At 59.7% G+C, this 16,658-nt stretch carries 12 protein-coding genes, 1 tRNA gene and 4 pseudogenes; 7 read left to right on the top strand and 10 right to left on the bottom strand.

Annotated features, from left to right (window positions below):
* Positions 1–17: 17 nt before the first annotated feature.
* From glgA to AB4O25_RS05615, 9 genes and pseudogenes are all read right to left on the bottom strand, one after another.
* Entirely contained in the window at positions 18–1,571 is a 1,554-nt protein-coding gene (glgA, locus tag AB4O25_RS05655) for a glycogen synthase GlgA (RefSeq protein ID WP_026067302.1), read from the bottom strand.
* A 473-nt stretch (positions 1,572–2,044) separates the two neighbouring features.
* Positions 2,045–2,998 carry a D-2-hydroxyacid dehydrogenase family protein gene (locus tag AB4O25_RS05650; RefSeq protein WP_017528433.1) on the bottom strand — a complete coding sequence of 318 codons (954 nt, stop codon included), beginning with the start codon at positions 2,996–2,998 and terminating at the stop codon, positions 2,045–2,047.
* Between the two features lie 24 nt (positions 2,999–3,022).
* Positions 3,023–4,025, bottom strand: a pseudogene (locus AB4O25_RS05645) (alpha/beta fold hydrolase).
* Between the two features lie 47 nt (positions 4,026–4,072).
* Entirely contained in the window at positions 4,073–4,516 is a 444-nt protein-coding gene (locus AB4O25_RS05640; RefSeq protein ID WP_175404215.1) for a YqaA family protein, read from the bottom strand.
* 3 nt (positions 4,517–4,519) lie between these two features.
* Positions 4,520–4,966: a DUF411 domain-containing protein gene (locus AB4O25_RS05635; RefSeq protein ID WP_017528430.1), complete on the bottom strand. Its 447-nt coding sequence runs from the start codon at positions 4,964–4,966 to the stop codon at positions 4,520–4,522.
* Between the two features lie 82 nt (positions 4,967–5,048).
* Positions 5,049–5,507 carry an SRPBCC family protein gene (locus AB4O25_RS05630; RefSeq protein WP_017528429.1) on the bottom strand — a complete coding sequence of 153 codons (459 nt, stop codon included), beginning with the start codon at positions 5,505–5,507 and terminating at the stop codon, positions 5,049–5,051.
* An 81-nt stretch (positions 5,508–5,588) separates the two neighbouring features.
* Positions 5,589–6,101: pseudogene (locus AB4O25_RS05625) on the bottom strand (methyl-accepting chemotaxis protein); the annotation flags it as partial.
* Between the two features lie 396 nt (positions 6,102–6,497).
* Positions 6,498–7,583: pseudogene (locus tag AB4O25_RS05620) on the bottom strand (cache domain-containing protein); the annotation flags it as partial.
* 120 nt (positions 7,584–7,703) lie between these two features.
* Complete coding sequence (locus AB4O25_RS05615) at positions 7,704–8,699, bottom strand: aldo/keto reductase (RefSeq protein ID WP_065879003.1); 996 nt, start codon at positions 8,697–8,699, stop codon at positions 7,704–7,706.
* A gap of 115 nt (positions 8,700–8,814) precedes the next feature.
* On the opposite strand from AB4O25_RS05615, the gene AB4O25_RS05610 reads away from it, so the two are divergent.
* The 3 genes from AB4O25_RS05610 (at position 8,815) to AB4O25_RS05600 (ending at position 10,981) form a co-directional block, all read left to right on the top strand.
* The gene (locus tag AB4O25_RS05610) at positions 8,815–9,726 is read left to right on the top strand and encodes a LysR family transcriptional regulator (RefSeq protein ID WP_116078915.1); all 912 of its coding nucleotides are present in this window, start codon (positions 8,815–8,817) and stop codon (positions 9,724–9,726) included.
* Positions 9,727–9,763: 37 nt separating this feature from the next.
* Positions 9,764–10,126, top strand: coding sequence for a hypothetical protein (locus AB4O25_RS05605; protein ID WP_460150630.1), 363 nt, complete (start codon positions 9,764–9,766; stop codon positions 10,124–10,126).
* Positions 10,127–10,786: 660 nt separating this feature from the next.
* The gene (locus AB4O25_RS05600) at positions 10,787–10,981 is read left to right on the top strand and encodes a hypothetical protein (RefSeq protein WP_017530556.1); all 195 of its coding nucleotides are present in this window, start codon (positions 10,787–10,789) and stop codon (positions 10,979–10,981) included.
* A 1-nt stretch (position 10,982) separates the two neighbouring features.
* On the opposite strand, the gene AB4O25_RS05595 is transcribed toward AB4O25_RS05600, so the two are convergent.
* Positions 10,983–11,363, bottom strand: coding sequence for a hypothetical protein (locus tag AB4O25_RS05595; RefSeq protein WP_017530555.1), 381 nt, complete (start codon positions 11,361–11,363; stop codon positions 10,983–10,985).
* A gap of 236 nt (positions 11,364–11,599) precedes the next feature.
* Between AB4O25_RS05595 and pvdQ the strand changes: the two genes are divergently transcribed.
* The 4 genes and pseudogenes from pvdQ (at position 11,600) to AB4O25_RS05575 (ending at position 16,394) form a co-directional block, all read left to right on the top strand.
* Positions 11,600–13,888 (top strand): bifunctional acylase PvdQ, encoded by a 2,289-nt coding sequence (gene pvdQ, locus AB4O25_RS05590; RefSeq protein ID WP_460150629.1) that lies wholly within the window; start codon positions 11,600–11,602, stop codon positions 13,886–13,888.
* A 212-nt stretch (positions 13,889–14,100) separates the two neighbouring features.
* Positions 14,101–14,174: transfer RNA gene (locus AB4O25_RS05585), tRNA-Cys, on the top strand.
* Positions 14,175–14,311: 137 nt separating this feature from the next.
* Positions 14,312–14,653: pseudogene (locus AB4O25_RS05580) on the top strand (site-specific integrase); the annotation flags it as partial.
* A 574-nt stretch (positions 14,654–15,227) separates the two neighbouring features.
* Positions 15,228–16,394, top strand: a complete 1,167-nt coding sequence (locus tag AB4O25_RS05575; protein WP_460150628.1) for an alginate O-acetyltransferase AlgX-related protein — start codon at positions 15,228–15,230, stop codon at positions 16,392–16,394.
* Positions 16,395–16,658: the final 264 nt, after the last annotated feature.

Raw genomic sequence — 16,658 nt, 5'->3', positions numbered from 1 at the left:
ATAGAGACCTCCCTTGATTACTTGGTTTGTTTCCCCAGCGCTTTAGCGACCAGTTGTTCATACAGTTCGGCGTAGGGTTCCACCGCCTGGCACCAATTGAAGGGTTGAGTCATGGCCCGGCAGCGCATGGCATTGAGCAGGCCGGGGAAGGCAAACACCTTGAAGGCGCGACTGAGCGCTTCTTCGTAGCTTTGTACCGTGGATTCATTGAACAGGAACCCGGTTACGCCATCCTCGATGGTGTCGGCCAGCCCGCCGGTATTGCGCGCTACCGGCAGTGAGCCGAAGCGCTGGGCGTACATCTGGCTCAAGCCGCAGGGCTCGTAGCGCGAGGGCATCAGCAGGAAGTCGCTGCCGGCGAACATGCGGCGTGCGTCGGTCTCGTTGAAGCCGATGCGCACACCGACCTGGCCGGGGAAGCGCAGCGCCAGTTCGCGCATGGCCTGTTCTTCTTCCGGCTCGCCCCGGCCGATAATCGCGATCTGGCCGCCGTTTTCGACGATGAAGTCGGCGACCGCTTCGGTCAGGTCCAGGCCTTTTTGGTAGACCAGGCGCGAGACCACGGCAAACAGCGGGCCGGTGGAGTCATGCAGGCCGAACAACTCGCGTACATGGGCGGCGTTGATCGCCTTGCCTTCCCAGTCGCCGATATTGAAGTTGTGGACCAGATGCTCGTCGGTGGAGGTTTCCCAGCTTTCATCGATACCGTTGGGGATCCCGCTGAGCAGGCCTTGCTGGGTCTTGGCGGCGAGGAAACCGTCGAGGCCGCAGCCGAATTCCGGGGTGGTGATTTCCTGGGCGTAGGTGGCGCTCACCGTGGTGATATGGCTGGAGTACGCCATGCCGGCCTTGAGGAACGACATTTTGCCGTAGAACTCCATGCCTTCCTGTTGCAGGGCGTGAGGCGGAATGCCCAGCTCCGGCGTGGAGGCCAGGCTGACCACGCCTTGGTAGGCCAGGTTGTGAATGGTGAACAGGGTGGGCGTGCGTGACCCACGCCAGTGCATATACGCCGGGGCCAGGCCGGCGGGCCAGTCGTGGGCGTGCACCAAGTCCGGGCACCAGTGGATCTGCGCCAGGTTGGCGGCCATGTCGGCGGCGGCCAGGCCCAGGCGGGCGAAGCGAATATGGTTGTCGGGCCAGTCGCGGCCGTTGTTGGCGCCGTAGGGCGTGCCTTCGCGCTCGTAGAGCTCGGGGCAGATCAGCACATAAATGACCAGGCCGTCCTTGAGGTCCATGCGCCCGATCTTGCACGGCGGCAGCGCGGCGTGGCCACCCAGCTCGCCGATGATATGGATCGGGTTGTCGCTTTCCATCACCTGCGGGTAACCGGGGATCAGCACGCGCACATCATGCAGATGCGCCATGGCGCGGGGCAGGGCGGCCGATACGTCGCCCAGGCCGCCGGTCTTCACCAGGTCGGCAAATTCAGACGTTACAAACAGCACTTTCTTTCGATTGGGGTTATGACTGGACACCGGCCGCACCGTGTTGAGGTCGACTAAAGGGGTCGACCCGCCAACTGGCTGACTAACACGTTCTCCCTGAATACTTGCTGCGGCACTGATCATAATTCTCTCCACGTGTTGGTCGGCTAATGGCCCGCTGCCATTAGCTCCGATGACCGCATCCTGCGGCCAGGCGCACAAGCGCATTACGAACTGGCAAGGCGTATGCCAGCTGCACGGTTAGCTTAAAAAGATTGGATGGACGGGCATGTAGCGTGAATCGCGGTGTGCTCGCCTTGCCTTAAAACTTGACCAAGGGCCGAGTTGAAAAGTTTAGTTTTTTTGCGGGGTTTTTGTTTTGAAACGGACCCATCGGTCATGAGTCTAGGACAGATCCCAGAGCCTGTAGGGTTTCTGGAAGGTTTTTGTAGGACAAAAAACTTGTAACCTTATGCAGCTTTATAAAACGACCTGCATCCGAGACGAGGCAGCTCTGTTGCGCCGGGTCGTGAAGCGGCCCCAATTCGGGGCCGTCACGCCGGTGGAGAGGCACTGTGTGCAGGGCAACAGCAGTGCGCGCGCACTTAAAAGGTGCATCAGCCGAGCAGGCGAATCGGCGACCCTTGGGCCCACGCCTGGATATTCTCAATCATCTGCCCATAGAACTGCCGGTAGTTCTGCTCGCTCACATAGCCCACATGAGGCGTGGCCAGTACATTCGGCAACTGGCGGAAGGGGTGGTCCGACGGCAATGGCTCTTCGCCATAAACGTCCAGCGCAGCCCCTGCCAGACGGCCGCTCTGCAACGCCTGCACCAGCGCCGGTTCATCCACGATCGGCCCACGCGCGGTATTCACCAAACGTGCGCCGGGCTTCATCCACCCCAACGCCTCGGCATCCACCAGGCCACGGCTGCGCTCGCTGAGCACCAGGTGGATGGTGAGGATATCGGCCTCTTCGAACAGCGTTTTTTTGCTGACCCAGGTCACGCCCGCCTCGGCCGCGCGCGCGGGCGTGAGGTTTTCACTCCAGGCAATCACGCGCATGCCGAACACTTGGGCAAAGCGCGCGACCTTCTGGCCAATGCTGCCCAGCCCCAGGATGCCCAGGGTCTTGCCATGCAGGTCGCCGCCCAGGCCCACCTGCCAGTGGCCGGCCCGCAGGGAATTGGCCTCGGCGAGCAGGTTACGGCTACTGGCCATGATCAACGCCCACGTCAGTTCCGGCGCCGCGTGTTTATAGCTGTCGGTGCCGCAAACCTGAATGCCCAGGCGCTTGGCGGCGGGAATGTCGAGGGCCGCGTTGCGCATGCCGCCGGTCACCAGCAGCTTGAGGTTGGGCAGGCCCTGCAACAGCGCCGAGTCGAAGGTGGTGCGTTCGCGCATGACGCAAATCACCTGGAACCTGTGCAAGCGCTCGATCATCACGGCGGTGTCCGCCGGGTAATCGTGCAGAAAATGCACCTGGCCCACGGCCTTGAGCGCCGACCAATCCACCACGCCACTGGCCACGTTCTGCCAATCATCAATGACTGCGATCTGTACCGACATTGCCCTTGCCTCACAACGGTTGGATTAAAGCGCGTTCAAACCTTGCAACAGCGCCGTGTGGAATTTTTCCGGCGCTTCCATCTGCGGTGCGTGCCCCAGGCCGGTGAATTCCACCAGGGTGGCGCGGGGAATCAGCTTGGCCACCTGTTTGCCCAGCCTGTCGTAGTGACCGATGCGGGCCTTGACCTGTGGCGATGCAATATCTTTATTGATCGCCGTGGTGTCGGAAGTGCCGATCAGCAGCAGGGTGGGCATCTGCAGGTTTTTGAACTCGTAGTACACCGGCTGGTTGAGGATCATGTCGTAAATCAGCGCCGAGTTCCATGCAACCCGCTTGCGCCCGGGGCCCGTGGCGAGGCCGGCGTACATGTCCACCCAGCGCTCGTACTCGGGCTTCCAGCGCCCCACGTAATAGGTGTTGAGTTGGTAGTTGCGAATCCCCTCGGCGCTGACGTTGAGTTCACGCGCGTACCACTGGTCCACGGTGAGGTAGGGCACGCCCAGGGCTTTCCAGTCTTCCAGGCCGATGGGGTTGACCATTGCCAACTGCTCGGTCTGCTCGGGGTACATCAGCGCGTAACGCGTCGCGAGCATGCCGCCGGTGGAGTGCCCCAGGAGGGTGGCCTTTTGAACGCCGAGCTTTTCCAGTAATTGATGGGTGTTGCTGGCCAGTTGCTGGAAGCTGTACTGGTAATAGGCGGGCTTGCTGGAGGTGCAAAAGCCAATCTGGTCCGGCGCGATCACCCGGTAACCGGCGTCGCTCAGGGCTTTGATCGAACTTTCCCAGGTAGCGCCGCAGAAATTCTTGCCGTGCATCAGCACCACGCTGCGGCCATTGGGGTTGCCTTTGGCAGGCACGTCCATGTAGCCCATTTGCAGGGATTGGCCCTGGGATTGGAAGTTGAAATGTTTCAAGGGGGTAGGGGTATTTGAAACCTTGCAGTTCAGGGCCGTAGGTGGCCGCAAATACGGGCGTGACGCTGGTTGTGAGCAGGCCGACGGCACAAACGGTGCGGCGTAAAGACATGGGCGAGGGCTCCGAAAAAAGGGTCTTCGGATGCTGTTGCGAGGCGATTAACGGGGGATTAACACCCAGTGCAAGGTCACGGCGGCGAGCACTGCGTAGCGCAGGCTTTTGGCCAGCGTCACCAGCAGCAAAAAACGCCACAGCGGTTCACGCATCACACCGGCCACCAGGGTCAGCGGGTCGCCGATGATCGGCAGCCAACTGAGCAGCAGCGTCCAATGCCCCCAACGCTGGTAATGAACACGTGCTTTTGCAAGTTGCGTGTCGCTGACCGGAAACCAGCGCCGTTGCTTGAAGTGTTCCACCCAGCGCCCCAGCAGCCAATTGACCAGCGAGCCGAGTACGTTGCCCAGCGTGGCGATACCCAACAGCCACCACAGGCTGTAATGCCCGCTGACCAGCAGGCCGACCAGCACCGCTTCCGATTGCAGCGGCAGCAGGGTCGCCGCGCCAAACGCGGCCAGGAATAGCCCGAGGTAACCCATCAGCACCGATCAGCGCGCCGGGTAATCGGCCACCACCACATCGTTACCGTCGCGCGTCAACCCGATGACTTGATAGGCCTCGCTGCGCCCATCCACTTCCATGCCGGGCGAACCCATCGGCATGCCGGGTGCCGCGATGCCGAGCAGATCGTCACGTTTGCGCAACGCCAGCACCTGGTCGGCTGGCACATGGCCTTCAACGAACTTGCCGTCGATCACGGCGGTATGGCAGGAGCCCAGGCGCGGGACCACGCCCAGGCGTTGCTTGACGGCGCTCATGTCGGCCTCGACATGGTCATTGACCTTGAAACCGTTGCTTTGCAGGTGGCTGATCCACTTTTTGCAGCAACCGCAATTGGCGTCACGGTGCACGTCGATAGGGATCAGCTCTGCGGCCTGGGCCAGGTTGGTGGTGAACAGTGCACAAAGCAGGGCCAAACGTAGTGGGGTTTTCATCGTGGTGTCGTCCGATTTCCAGGCAGTAAGGCGGGCATTCTCCCTGCTTTTATCGGTGTGACGTCAGGGTAATGTTTCAAGATTATACAAAAGGCGGGTGTTCCAGCCGATGCTTGAGCCGGTCCAGGGCGGTGCTCGACAGGTTGAGCATGCGCTCATGCAGGCTGGCCAACTGCAACTCGGTTCCATAGGTCAGCACGCGCTTGAACAGCGTGCCGTCAGCGCAGGGTTGCAGGACATAGTGGATCGAACCGTCGACGGCCATGGAGGTAAACACCGTCTTGAACTCATCGGGGCGGCGGGCGATTTGTACGCGATAGCTCATGGGTACGCGGATACCCAACAGGTCGATCATTTCGGTAAACCGCGCACCGGCGCAGAGGGAGCCGGTGGTGCCGGTGTCGGCACTGAGGGAGGAGGGGTGCCATTCGTGCCAGCGATCCGGTTGAGTCACATAGTCATAAACGGTATCGATGGGGGCGTTGATAATGCGTTCCTGACTGATCCGCTCCAAGCGGACCGACTGCTCGACAGCGCGCATGGCACACCTCCTGTGTTGCAACTATGAGCTGTCAGAATAGCCCTACTCCCGTGCTTTGCACGGGAGTCTGGATGCCATTGATCAGCGCACTTTGAAGCGGCTCATCAGGCTGATCACCCGGCCATTCGCGTCGAGCAGACTTTGCGTATTGGTTTCAGTGGCATGGCCGCTTTCCACCAGTTCTTCGACCATATGCCTGATCTGCACCATGCTGCGGTTGATCTCCTCGGTCACCGCGCTTTGCTGCTCGGCGGCCGTGGCGATCTGGGTGCTGAGGTTGTTGATATGGCTCACGGAGCCGGCCATTTCATCCAACCCGGTGTTAACCCGCGCCGTGGCGTCCGCCGCCGATTGGCAACTGGCCTGGGTGTTTTCCATGGCCGCCACCGACGAACTCACGCCGCTGGTCAGCCGCGCCAGCATTTCATTGATCTGCGACGTGCTGGCCTGGGTGCGCGCGGCCAGGGCGCGCACTTCGTCGGCCACCACCGCAAAGCCTCGGCCTTGCTCACCCGCCCGTGCGGCCTCAATGGCGGCGTTGAGCGCCAGCAGGTTGGTCTGCCCGGCAATCGCACCGATCACACCCAGGGTCTCGGTGATGCGCGCGGCGTCCTGGCGCATGTTTTCCACGCTTTGGGTGGCGCTGGACACTTCGCCGATCAAGGCGCCGACGCTGCTCGACGCTTCCCCCACCACCACGCGGGAGCGGTCGGCATGCTCGTTGGCGCGTTGGGTGAAGGCGGCCGTTTCGGCGGCATTTTGCGCGACGGTGTCGGCGGTGGAACTCATCTCGGTAATCGCGGTGACGGTCTGATCGGTTTCCGAGGCGTGGCGCACCAGGATCTGGTTGGTGTGCGCCGAGGTGCGTTGCAATTGCTCAAGGCCCGACGACATGGCGCCAGTGGCCTGGGTCACTTCGCCGATCATGTTTTGCAGGTACACGATAAAACGGTTCACCGAGTGACCAATCGCGCCCAGTTCGTCTTCGGCGCGGATGGTGATGCGTCGGGTCAGGTCGGCGTCGCCCGTGGACAGGGCGTCGATGTTGGTTTTGAGAGTCTTCATGCGCTGCACCAATTGGCGGATCGCATACAGCGCCAGCAGCACCAGCAACACCACCATGGGGATTTGCAACAGGGCCAGGCTGCCGAGCACGTCGTCACGCTGTGCGGTGATCAGTGAGGTGGGCAGGGCGGTGGCGAGGAACCACGGCGTGCCTTCGATGGGGCGCATATAAAAAGTGCTGGCGACGCCGCCATTGTCGAATTCGCTGCGTTGCAAGGCCTGGTCGCGATGCGCCAGGGCTTTGCTGACCTGGGCGGCAAAGGCTGATGTGCCGGTCAATTCGCTGATGTTCTTGAGCACTACCGGGCTGCTCAGGCGCGAGCTGTTGCTGATGATCTTGCCGTCGCCTTCGACGATCAGCATTTGCCCGCCGATGTCCTTTTCCTTGCTGGCCACCAGGTCGTTGAAGAAACCCAGGGTCACATCGATAGTCGCTACGCCATACGCGGCGCCGTCGCGCTGGATCGCCATGGCGCAGTTGGTGCGCGGCTCCTGGCTGGCGTCGTCCTTGTAGGCGGCGGCCCAGGCGCATTGCCCGCGCGGTGCGGCGAGGCCGCCTTTGTACCAGCTCTGGTCGTAATAGTTGGGCGCCGGGTCACTGTTCCAGAAGGTGTTCACCATCAGCTTGCCCGACGCGTCGCGGTGCCAGAACGTACTGTGCTTGTTACGCCCCGGTGTGCGTTGGTTGGGCAACGGCCAGATGCCGCCGCCAAACACTTTGAGCTCACCGTACTGGTCCACCAGGCCGGGCAGGACCTTGTCGATGGCGTCGCTGTCGAGCAGGGGTACGGTCTGCGTGATGGTGCGTTGCTGGGCCTGAACCTTGTTGAGCTCGCCCTTGATCCGTTCGGCCACCTCGGCGACGCGGTTGAGCACCACCTGTTCTTCGGTGTGACGCAGCGTCGGCGCGACCAACTGGCCGATGCCGACGACGGTCAATACGAACAGCACCAGGACGAACAGCACCAGAAACAGGGTGTAGCGGGCTTGGATAGAGCGCAGTGGGGGCATGGGGCCGTCCTTACGAAGCGTTATTGTCGACGCGGCTTTATTAGAGCTTCGTAAGGCTATCGGCCCGGCGCACGGGAGCTTTAGGTACGTGCGTACAAGAAAGTCGGAGCGCCGCGCTCCTCAGATATCCAGCATCGCCATGACTTCTTCGGGGTAGCGCAGGCCTGCGGTGGCGTCGGCGGGGAAGATCGCTTGCAGCGCCCCCAGCTCGGCCGGGCTGAGGCTGATCGACACGGCCGCGACGTTCTCTTCCAGGTACTTGCGCTGCTTGGTCCCCGGGATCGGGATGATGAAGTCGCCTTGCGCCAATACCCAGGCCAGCGCCAGTTGCCCGGCCGTTACGCCTTTGTCCGCCGCAAGGGTTTGTACCTGTTTCACCAGTTGCAGGTTTTTGGTGAAATTCTCCCCCTGAAAGCGCGGGTTGAAGCGGCGGTAGTCATCGGCACCGAAATCGTCCGGGCTTTTCAGCGCGCCGGTGAGAAAACCACGCCCCAACGGGCTGTAGGGCACAAACGCGATGCCCAGGCGTTGGCACGTGGCGAGGCAGCCGTTGTGCTCCTGGTCACGGCTCCACAGTGAGTATTCGCTTTGCAGGGCGCTGATGGGGTGCACCTTGTGCGCCCGTTCCAGGGTCGCGGCGGACGCTTCGCTCAAGCCGAGGTAACGCACCTTGCCCTGTTGCACCAGCTCGGCCATGGCGCCGATGGTTTCTTCGATGGCCACTTCAGGGTCGATGCGGTGTTGGTAGTACAAGTCCAAGGTGTCGACGCCAAGCCGTTGCAAGGTGCCGTTGATGGACTCGCGGATGTACTCGGGGCGGCCATTCACACCGCGCAGGGCCGGGTTGGCCGGGTCGCGCAGGATGCCGAATTTGCTCGCCAGGAACACCTGGTCGCGCTTGCCGGCAATGGCTTTGCCGATCAGTTGCTCGTTGGTGTGAGGGCCGTACATGTCGGCGGTGTCGAGAAAGTTCACGCCCAGCTCCAGCGCGCGGTGCAAGGTGGCGATGGCTTCGGTGCTGTCGCTGCCGGGCGTGTAGAAATCGCTCATGCCCATACAGCCGAGGCCGATGGCGGAAACACGTGGGCCGTTTTTACCGAGTTGACGAGTGTGCATGGGTGCAGCTCCTTTGGATGACGGCATCATTGTTACGCTCGACAGAATCGGGATAAACAGGCTAAAAGCACTATCACTATTCGTAATATCTAAACAATAAGCCGGGGTGCCGCCGTTGGACCGTTTTAATGCGATGCGCGTGTTTACCCGGATCGTCGAGCTGGGCGGGTTCGCCAAGGCCGCCGACAGCCTGCAACTGCCTCGCGCCTCGGTGACGATCCTGATCAAACAATTGGAAGCGCACCTGGGCGTGCAGCTGTTGCAGCGCACCACGCGCCAAGTCAGCCCGACCCTCGACGGCGCGGCGTATTACCAGCGCTGCGTGCAGTTGCTCACCGACCTGGAAGAAACCGAGGCGGTGTTTTCCACCCAGCGCCAGAACCCGCGCGGCACTTTGAGCATTGATATGCCGGCGGGCATCGGCCGCTACCTGGTCATCCCGGCGCTGCCGACGTTTACCGCGCGTTACCCGCACATCGCCTTGGAAATCGGCCTCAACGACCGCCCGGTGGACCTGATTCGCGAGGGCGTGGATTGCGTGTTGCGCGGCGGCCTGGCCCTGGACGAATCGCTGGTGGCGCGGCCCTTGGCGATGATGGATCAAATCACCTTGGCCAGCCCCGCCTACCTGGCGCGCATGGGCGTGCCCGAGACCCTGGACGACCTGGCCCGGCACCAGATGGTCGAGTACGTTTCCAGCGCCAGCGGCAAACGGTTTGGCTTGGAGTTTGAAGTGGGCGGCGAACTGCGCGCGGTCAACCTGCCCAAGGTGGTCGCGGTCAACGGTGCGGATGGCTACTTTTGCGCCTGCGAGGCCGGGTACGGGTTGATCCAGGCCCCGTACTATCACGCCGTGCAACGCTTGGCCCTGGGCGCGCTGGTGGAAGTACTGCCGCAGGTGGCCGTGCCGAAAATGGCGCTGACCGCGCTGTACCCGCCGCATCGCCAGTTATCACAGCGGGTGCGGGTGTTTGTGGATTGGCTGGTTGAGCTGTGCGCCACGCCGGGTACCGGGTTGCAACGTTAAGGCGCAAATCGGTCAGTTTGCCTTCCGAATCCCTCTGTTGGTCATAGCGGCTGGTGCCTTTGGCTGCCTGGACTGCATCCTCATTGTCGATATCAAGGTGCTCGACAAACACATCGGCAATGGCCTGTGTTCGTGCGCTTGCATAGCTCAGGGGCACCGGCAGTGGGGCGGCTGCGGGGGCGGCGTTGAGCCATTGAGCTTGGCCGACGCGGGTGGGGGTGAACTTTTCTATCGGATAGACCCGGTTGGAGGTGCGCTGCCGTTGCTGGGTCAGCTCGGTGCCTGGAACCCCGGTAATGGCCCCCTGTTTCAAATCGATTTTATAAACGGTTTCACCTGCCACGCCGGTGGCTTTAACCAGCAGCGTTTGGTTTTTTTCTTCGAGTGTTCTGCCGAATAAGCCCGTACCCAGTGTGTAGGTATTGTTTTGATAGAACTCGAGCTTGGCGTATTCCAGGTTTTGCCTGTCGGGCAGCGGCAGTTGAGCGATCAGGTGTTTGATCGTCGCAGTGATGCCTTTTTTGCGCGAGTCGATCGCCTGATTGAATTGCTCGTTGAACGTGGCGTTTACGTCGAGTGCGACGAGCGTACGTTGCCGCTCAGGGCTGAGGGGGAATGGCCATGACAGCCCGCCGCCGAAACTGCCCAAGGGATGTTCCAGGGCTCTGTTGAACACGGCCCCTGCCAGGGCCGTCAATGCAAAGTGGCTGGTGGGTAGCGCCAGGCCTCGGGACCGGAGGTAATCCAGCAGGGTAACGGAGGCATCGGCTTGGCTGCGCTCCGGTGAAGCGGGGTCGATGATCATGGCCGTTGCTTTCAACGCTGCCAGGATCGCCTGGGGCGTTGCGTTTTCTCCCAAGCGTGTGGCGATCTCATTGAGTTTTTGCCCCAGGGTTTTGAGGTTTAGTCTGTCGCCCAGCAGGCGTGGCAGGCCATCGCTGAATCCGGCGTCGGACGAGCCAAAGCGTTTTATCGTCTGTAAGATACGAATTTGCCGACCCGATGCCTCGCATGTTCGGCGATCATTCAGTGCATACACTTTCAGCTTCAGGACCCCGTCATGACCCAAAAGCAACGCTTGAAATACTCGATTCTGATTTCCCTGGTGGTACTGGGATCGATGTTCGGCCTGTCCTACCTGCAGAACACCGGGGCTATCAGCGAAAAAACCTTCCAGTACATCGCCATTGCGATTGCCGTGGTGGTGGTGGTGATCAACGGCGTGATGCGTCGCAAGGTCAAGCCTAACCTCTGAGTCAGGCGCGGCCTTCGAGCACTTTGGCGGCCTCTTCATGGAGGCTGTAGCTCTTGTCGGTGTTGAGGGTGATCACGCCCTCGCTGCACAGGCGCTTGAGCACCTCGCGCACACTGAGAAACGACAATGGAATGCCCAGCTCGAGCAAATGGCTGTGCACGCCGCGCACCCCAAGGGTGCGCTGGTTGCTGGCGGCGGTGAGCAGGGCATCGATGACCTTCAGCCGAATCAGGCTGGTACGCAAACCAAAACATTTGAGCAAATGGCGGATACGCTGGTTGCCTTGCTGTTCGGGCGTTTTACCGAACGCTTGCGCGCCGCTGCCGAAATTGGCATCGGCGGCCGTTGAATGTCCTTCCGTGGGCACTGTCGGGTTGTACATGCAAAAACTCCTTATCAGAGCCTGATCAGGAAAATGATGGCGCTCTTAGTAACTAAGACGAACGAGCGAGCGAAATCATGAAGTGAAGGATGTAGAAATTTTGTCGGTATCGGTTTTGTCACACAGCCATCGCCCTGAATAAACCGCGCTGGCGCTAAATTCTTCCCGGTTGATTGCGTTCTTACGGTGGGGTGGTTGCCCCTTGTGAGGGTGTTCAATTTGACGGTGGAGTCTGCGTGATTATTTCCAATCGGGTGTCCAGGGTATGTGTGACGGGTGTGTTGCTGGGGCTGAGCCTGGCCGCATCGGCGCGGGAGCAGGTGGCGCAGGCGTCGGCGGATATCCGGCGCACCAGTTTCGGCGTGCCGCACATCCGCGCTGACGATGAGCGGGGCCTGGGCTTCGGCATCGGTTACGCCTATGCCCAGGACAACCTGTGCCTGCTGGCCAATGAGGTGGTCACGGTGAACGGCGAGCGGGCCAGGTACTTCGGCCCCGAACAGGCGACCCTCGAAGAGCGCAACAACCTGGCCAGTGATGTGTTTTTTACCTGGCTGAATTCGCCGGGTGCGGTTGCCGCGTTCTGGAAGGCGCAGAGCCCGCAGATCCAACAGCGTATCGAAGGCTACGTCGCCGGTTACAACCGCTACCTGAAAGAGCAGGGCGCCCCCGCGCAGTGCCAGGCGACGTGGGTGCGGCCACTGGTTGCCGAGGATCTGGTCAAGCTGACCCGCAGGCTGTTGGTCGAAGGCGGTGTCGGCCAGTTCGCCGAAGCCCTGGTCGGCGCCACGCCACCTCACGCCACCGCCGCCGTGCACACCGGCGCCAAGGCCTTTGAACTGGCCGCGGCCAATCAACAACGCTTCAGCCTGGACCGCGGCAGTAACGCGGTGGCGGTGGGGCGTGATCGCTCGTTCAACGGGCGCGGCATGCTGCTGGCCAACCCGCATTTTCCCTGGGTAGGCGGCATGCGGTTTTATGAAATGCACCTGACCATTCCCGGGCAACTGGATGTGATGGGCGCCGCGTTGCCGGGCTTGCCGGTGGTGAACATCGGCTTTAACCAACACGTGGCGTGGACCCATACGGTAGACACGTCCAAGCATTTCACCCTGTACCGATTGACCCTGGACCCCAAGGATTCCACGCGCTACATGCTGGATGGCAAGTCCGTTGCAATGGATAAAACTTCGGTGAACGTGCAGGTCAAACAACCCGACGGCAGCGTTAAAGCGGTGAACCACACGGTCTACAGCTCACTGTTCGGCCCCGTTGTGCAATGGCCCGGCAAGCTCGATTGGGACCGTCACACGGCTTTCAGCCTGCGCGACGCCAACCTCGGCAATGACCGCGTGCTGCAACAGTGGTACGCAATGAACCGCGCGGCCAGCCTCAAGGCGTTGCAAAACTCGGTGCACACCCTGCAAGGCATCCCGTGGGTCAACACCCTGGCCGCCGACGACCAGGGCCAGAGCCTGTACATGAACCAGTCGGTGGTGCCCAACGTCAACGCGGCCAAACTCGCGCAATGCAGCGACCCACGCGCCGGCGTGCAACTGATCATGCTCGACGGCGCTCGCAGCGCCTGTGCCTGGGACATTGACCCGCGCGCCGCCCAGCCCGGCATCTTCCCAGCCGAACAATTGCCGCAACTGGAACGCACCGACTATGTGCAGCATTCCAATGATTCCGCCTGGATGGTCAACCCCCAGGCGCCGCTTGCCGGGTTCTCTGCGGTGATCAGCCAGGACAACATCAGCCTTGGCCCGCGCGCGCGGTTTGCCCTGCAACGCCTGCAATCCCTGGCCAAGCAGCCGATCACCGTTGCGGACCTGCAACACATGGTGATGGACAACGAGGTGTACCTGGCCGGCCAGGTCATGCCCGACCTGCTGCAGTTCTGCGCCAGACAACTGGGCACCGATGCGCAGGCGTTGAAGCCGTTGTGTGCCAGCCTCCAAACCTGGGACCGGCACGCCAACCTCGACAGCGGCATCGGCCTGGTGCACTTCATCAACTTGATGGAACACCTGCAGCAACTCCCCGACGCCTGGCGCGTAACCTTCGACCCGGCGCAGCCCCTGACCACACCTCGCGGCCTGGCCATCGACCGCGAACCCGTGGCCAACGCCTTGCGCGAAGCCATGCTGGCTTCCACGGCCGACGTCGCCAAACGAGGCCTTGGCGCGCAGAGCCACTGGGGCGATGTGCAACGCTCCGGGCAAACCCCGATCCACGGTGGCCCGCAGGAACTGGGCGTCTATAACGCGATGCAAACCGTGCCCCGCGCCGACGGCAAGCGCGAAGTCGTCAGCGGCAGCAGCTACCTGCAAATCGTCACCTTCGACGACAAGGGCCCCCAGGCCCAGGGCGTACTGACGTTCTCCCTGTCCAGTAACCCCGCGTCGAACTATGCCAAGGACCAGACCCAAGCGTTCTCCGAGAAAAAACTGCGTTCGCTGCCCTTCACCGAAGCCCAGATCAAGGCCGACCCGCACTATCAATTACAGCGCATCCAGGAGTAGGCCATGCACGCAAACCCTTGATGCCGCTGCGAAATATTTTTGAAATCAAGGGGTTGCAGGCATTGGCAAATGAGTACATAATGGCGCCCATCGAACGCAACGAAGCATTAAAAACTTCAATGTATTCAATGAGTTAGAGTAGAGGTAGGGCTTTTTGGCCCACTCAAGTTTTTATGCGGTGAGTGCCAGTGGTAAAGGCATTGATCGTTTGAGGCCGAGTAGCAAAATGGTTATGCAGCGGATTGCAAATCCGCCTACGCCGGTTCGATTCCGACCTCGGCCTCCACTCTTAAAAGCCCCGCAGCGATTGAGCTTGCGGGGCTTTTTTTATGCCTGCGGATTTTGTTCGGCGTGTGGATTGGGACAATCCTGGGACACCGACACCGTTTGCATGTCCCAAGGCTGATCGGCAAAATCCGCTGCATGGCGACTATCGAACAGCGTCCCAATGGGACATGGCGGACCAAGATCCGCAAAAAAGGATACCCGGCACTTTCGGCTTCGTTCGACATGAAGGCGGAGGCACAGCGGTGGGCTTCTGAAATCGAGGGGGATATGTCGCGCAAGCGCTTCGTCGATACCAGGGAGGCCGAGACCACTACTGTTGCGAAGGCTTTTGAGCGCTATGCGCGGGAAGTATCTGCGCAGAAGAAGGGGGCTCGCCAGGAGCTGACCCGGATAAAAACGTGGTCCGAGGGGAGGTATGGCGGTAAGTCGCTGGCCGAGCTACGGTCATCTGACCTTGCCGAGTACCGCGATTCACGACCCAGGTAGCTGGCTATGCCGAGCAGGCCGGCGGCCTGACTGGCATCATGTTTGCCAACACTCCGTGCCCAAACAACCTTGGCCCCAACGTCTATAACTGCACGGACCGACAGACTGCAGCGCAATACGACTGGATTCTTGTTACGCCTTATCAAAATTCCTGGGTAGATTATGGCGGCGGTACGTTTGGCGCCGTTTCCTACTACAAGGATACAGACGGGATTGTTCACCTTCGTGGCGCGATCAAGTCTGGGACCGTGCCAAGCATTGCGTTTGTCCTGCCGCCAGGATTCCGGCCTGCCAGTACTTCCTACCACGCTTGCGTGTCCAACAACTCATTTGGGTTTGTGGCCATTACGCCAGGTGGGAGCCTGACGCCGCAGGTTGGTAGCCCTGTCTACGTGTCGCTTGATGGGATCTCATTCAGAGCAGCATGACGAAGTCGGGCGCCCGCTTTCCATTTTGGGTAGGCGGGCAGCCCAATGCGCGCGGCGTAGCAAGCATGGAATGTTACAAGCAAATACTGTAAATTTCGGCCCTCTCGGAAAAGCTATTCAGAAAATCGAAGGTGCCTATGGATATGAGTCAGCGGAAGACAACTTCAGTAAGTTCCAAGCGTTGGCGGTATAAATCTCCGATAGTTATTGTTTTCGCTATTTTTGCAATTAGCCTTGTTCCAACGCTTCTAACTATATTCCCATGGCCATCAGCGAAAGTTGAGCCTGTTCAGGAACTTCGAAAGCTTGAGGCTTTCCCTGACATGTGGATTGGTAGTCCTATTGATGTTGACAAGAACTATGCGAAATTTGAGAAGTGGTATTCCGATAACCTGGGCCTTCGGGATTTAATGATTCGTGGAAAAAACGAACTGGACTATCAGCTATTTAGATCGTCGTCGAGAGTGTATTTCGGTAAGCACAATGAGATCTACGGTAGAAATCTTATTGATCGACAAATTCCAGCAATGGAGACGATGTTAAGAACCCAGGAAAACAGAGATATTATTCATCATGGGATCGTAGAGTTTTCCGATGGAATGAAGGCTCTAGGCGTTACTGTGTTGGTTGTGACTCCGATGCAGAAGCCGTATTTCTATAGTGGCCGTCTTCCTTTTTTTGCGCCCGCTCTACCGGTGAAAACTAACTTCATGAAGCTTTACAAGGATCTGATGGCTGATCCTCGGTTGCACATGGTGAATGTCTACGGCATTTTGAGTGCGATCAAAGACGACTATAAAATATTTTATTCGCAGGACTTCCACTGGACTGAGGCTTCTGCGCTCTCGGTCTCTAAAGAAGTGGTCAACCGAATCGCCGCGCTTGAGGGTGCTGGCGATAAATGGGATCACGCCATAAAGATTGAAGAGAAGCCCTACGTCGGCTCTGATGCAAGATTTTCGGCTCGCCTCGATTCTTCGCGCACAGTCACAGAGCCATTTATCGTTACTGATTGGCCCGTGGTTCATAAAAAAATACAGCTCGACCCTAAAGCCACGGGCTTTGAATTTGAGACGGATGACTTGACTGATAGTGGGCTGCTGCCCGCTACTTGTTTGTATGGGAATAGCTTTAGTGATGGGATGATTCAGTCGGGTATTTCTGAGTATTTCCAGAAGTTTACGAAGATTGATCGAGGCAGGCCATTATCTGATATGCCTAATCTAGTTGTTGGCAGGTGTAAGTATTTGGTCGTCCAGATGCTGGATATCTCTACTGGCTACTGGATGTCTTACAAAAAGTAGCGCTCCAGCCAACACAAGAAATCACAAAGAGCATTCGTATTATGGTTTTCTCATCACCAGCATTTCTGTTTATATTTTTCCCTTTGTTTTATGGGCTGTACTTTCTAACGCCTAAGTCGCTTAGGAATGGCCTGGTGCTTGTCGCTAGCTTCGCATTCTATGCGCTTGGAGCTGGAGCCCTTACGCTGGTAGCGATGCTATTGCTGCTTCTTAACTGGATGGTGGCGGGGGGCGTTATCTCGGCTGCTTGATTCAGATAATAAG

It is taken from the genome of Pseudomonas sp. S3_A03 (assembly GCF_054668275.1).
Note: the sequence above shows the minus strand (reverse complement) of the source record. Positions and strands in the feature narration are given on the sequence as shown.